The sequence below is a fragment of the Lutibacter sp. genome (genome assembly GCF_041596795.1).
In the GTDB taxonomy this organism is placed as follows: Bacteria; Bacteroidota; Bacteroidia; order Flavobacteriales; family Flavobacteriaceae; genus Lutibacter.
Window position 1 is genome coordinate 1 of sequence record NZ_JBFHHX010000260.1, and the last position, 2,296, is coordinate 2,296.

Sequence of the window (2,296 nt, forward strand, 5' to 3'; positions counted from 1 at the left end):
ATCAAAATATAGAATGGCATAAAAAAATGAACCAAAAGCATTCCTTTTCATTTGCTGTTGATGCTGTTTTAGATGAAAATAATCCAACTACGCTGTGGGAAACAAATCAGCCAATTTTACAAGGATTAATTCCCGTAGAAGTATCGGATATGTATAGTATTAACCAGTTAAAAGAAACAACAACTACTACCATTAATGGTATTTTTAAGCATTATTGGGTGCTTAATAATTACAATCACATTTATACCACTATTGGAAATAACTATACTAAAGACTCTTTTGTAACGGAAGATAGTCAGTTGTTAGCGGATGGTTCTGTGAACAGTTTTGATAACTCAGGTTTTGGAAATGCTATAGATTTAACGCTCAACGATTTATTTGTGGGTGTGCATTACAAATTTAAAGCAGGTATTTTTGAATTAAAGCAAGGTGCTTTTTTGCACAATTACAATTGGGAAACACGCCAAGTTACAAGTGAGAATCATCAAAAAACAGTACTTCTACCAGATTTTTCAGCAAAAATAGAGTTTAGCAACTCTAAAAAAATAAAAATAAACTATCAGTTGAAAACATCTTTTTCCGATGCTTCAAAATTAGCAAACCGTTTTTATTTACGTTCGTATAATTCCGTATTTAAAGGAAATGAAAACTTAGAAAATGAACTATTTCATACAGCCCGTATTTATTATAACAGATTTAGTTTGTACAGAGGCTTAATGTTGTTTAGTGCTATTAATTATAGTAAAAAAGTAAAAGGAATTCAAAACGCTGTTCAGTTTGAAGAAACCAATCAATTTATTTCTCCAATACTTATAAATAATCCTGAAGAGCAATTAAATTTTAGTGTAACTATTGATAAAAAAATAAAGAATATAAAATACGGAATCAATACACAAGCTTCTAGGTTGTCCTATATTCAAAATATAGATACTAAAGTGGTTACAAATAAAAATAACAGTATTGGTTATACAGTATTAGCAAAAACATTGTTTGATAAATTTCCAACAGTTGAAGTAGGTTTTAAACAAGATTTTGGTAATTTCACATCAAGCAATCAAACTTCAAAATTTGTGACCAATCAGCCTTATTTAAACATAGATTATGATTTTTTAAAAGGTTTTATTTTTTCTTTTGAGTACGAAAATTACAACTATACGAATAAAACTTCAAATCAAAAAAATAAGTACCAATTAGCAAATACAACGCTTTCCTATAAAAATGAAGACAGTGCTTGGAGTTTTAAACTAGATGCTCAAAATTTATTTAATGTAAAATTTAAAAATTCAAATAGCTTTTCATCCTATATAATTTCTGATCAAAAAACATATATTTTACCAAGAATTGTAATGTTTACTGTGGGCTATAATTTATAAAGAAAGCGGCTGTCTAAACAGAGTTAAAAGTCGTCATTCTCAACTTGTTTCAGAATCTTAACATACTTGATTCTTCATCAGAATGAGAACCTGAAACAAGTTCAGGTTGACGAAAACCAACTATTTAGACGGCCTCTTTTAAATTTTATTTATTTTCTAATAATCTTCACATTCATTTCTTCTACCTTTTTATCAGATAAAAGCGATGGCGCTCCAAATAATAAATCTTCACTTGTTCCAGTTTTTGGGAATGCCATAACTTCTCTAATAGAAGCTTTTTTCTCTAAAATCATCATTAAACGGTCAACTCCCCAAGCAATTCCACCGTGTGGTGGTGCTCCGTATTGAAAAGCTTTGTACATAGTTCCCACACTTTTAATCATTTCTTCTTTATTGTAACCCATATTTCTATAAGTTGCTTCTAAAATTTCAGCTTTATGTGCACGAACCGATCCTCCACCAATTTCGTAACCGTTTAAAATTAAATCGTATTGTTGGGCTATAATTGTTCCAATTTCAGCATCATTGCCTTTCATATGTTTTTCTATATCGTACACAGCAGGCATTGAAAAAGGATTGTGTGTAAATGTCCAATTTCCTTCATCGGTTCTTTCAAACATTGGGAAATCTATTACCCAAGCCGGACGTAATTCTTTCGGATTTATTAAATGTAATAGTTTACCTAATTCCTGACGAACAGCGTCTAAAGCTTTATTAGCAGTTGCATAATCTGCTGCTGAGAAAAATACAATATCACCAACTTGTGCATTGGTAACTTTTATAATTCCTGCTGCAATATCTTCACCTAAAAATTTAATAATTGGCGATTGTAATTCATTTTCATTTACAATAATATACGCTAAACCACCTAAACCGTTTTGTTGAGCTATTGAAGTTAAATTTTCAATTTGTCCTTTAGATAA

1 protein-coding gene and 1 pseudogene are annotated in these 2,296 nt (G+C 30.1%); one reads left to right on the forward strand and one right to left on the reverse strand.

Going from position 1 to position 2,296, the window contains the following annotated elements; genetic code table 11:
- Nucleotides 1–1,373: pseudogene (locus ABY298_RS16095) on the forward strand (carboxypeptidase-like regulatory domain-containing protein); the annotation flags it as partial.
- A gap of 149 nt (nucleotides 1,374–1,522) precedes the next feature.
- Here ABY298_RS16095 and ABY298_RS16100 read toward each other — a convergent pair.
- The coding region (locus ABY298_RS16100) for an amino acid--tRNA ligase-related protein (RefSeq protein WP_372747059.1) at nucleotides 1,523–2,296 on the reverse strand (774 nt) is incomplete at its 5' end.